The 1,064-nt window shown below is 36.3% G+C and carries 1 protein-coding gene; it reads right to left on the reverse strand.

Annotated features, from left to right (window positions below):
- Positions 1-1,064: hypothetical protein (locus tag NF27_RS12140; RefSeq protein ID WP_039454541.1), on the reverse strand; the 1,064-nt coding region annotated here is incomplete at both ends.

Genomic DNA, 1,064 nt, shown 5'->3' on the forward strand with positions numbered 1-1,064 from the left:
TAAGTTCAGTATGGCTTAAGCTGGATTGTGTTATTCCTTCTGTCTCACTCTTCTCACCTACTCTATCTGTCCATCCTAATCCACCACCTCCTGCAGCACGTCTATTCCCTCCTTCTCTTCTCATATTATCCGCATTTGGGTTGTTACCCGCAGACCTTTGATTACCTGCTGCCGTCTCACGTGTTTCATAGTTAAGTAACCATTCAAAAAACTCCTCCCCATGCCTTACCAACATCCCTAAATTATAACTGCTTAGTATACAATTTCCGTTATCATGACTTTGTATCGTATGATACGGCCAACTTTCTATATAGCTTGTAACTTCTCCGGAAATGTTCTTAATACGCCCTGGCAGATTTACTCCATATATATTACTCAATCCTTTTTCTGTTTGACTTGATCTTAAAAACATTGATTGTATGGCATCTACTATATACTGAGTTAATGGTTCTTCATCCCTTCCTAATCTAAATGCTCCAATGTAACAGGATTTTATTTTTCTCAATTCACCTTCTTGCTTTGTGTAATGCTTATGAACCTCTCCATCTACTCTTCCTTCCTTTATCCATCTGTTATCTACTCTTGCAATTACATTATCATTGCTCATCTTAACTAACGATACATACAGAGAATGTCCCGGATTACCCTCATACCCGGATCTTATCACGAATTCTTCACCAACTTTTAATTCTACTAGCTTCTTAACTATTGCTTTTGCCCTATTACCAATTAAAGCTTCTTTAATTTCAGAACTAACACAGTAATTTCTAAATCTTTCCCCGATGATCGTATCACTGATAATTTTAATCTCATTAAAAAGCTTTTCCCTTGCTTCCCTACTCGGTACTTCAACCTCAATACCTCTTTGTAACTTCATATATAGATCGATATATAAGTATAACCTTATCCCTAAAATCTCATCTGAATAACCTCCGTCAACTCTTATAGAACGCTGATGTTCATGCCGTATCTCTATTATGTTTTCTAAGTACATCTTATAGGTTCTACTTAACTCTATATCATTCTTCCAATTTTTAAGTCTTCCATTGCCGGTTATCTCATAT

The organism is Candidatus Jidaibacter acanthamoeba (genome assembly GCF_000815465.1).
GTDB classification, from domain to species: Bacteria; Pseudomonadota; Alphaproteobacteria; order Rickettsiales; family Midichloriaceae; genus Jidaibacter; species Jidaibacter acanthamoebae.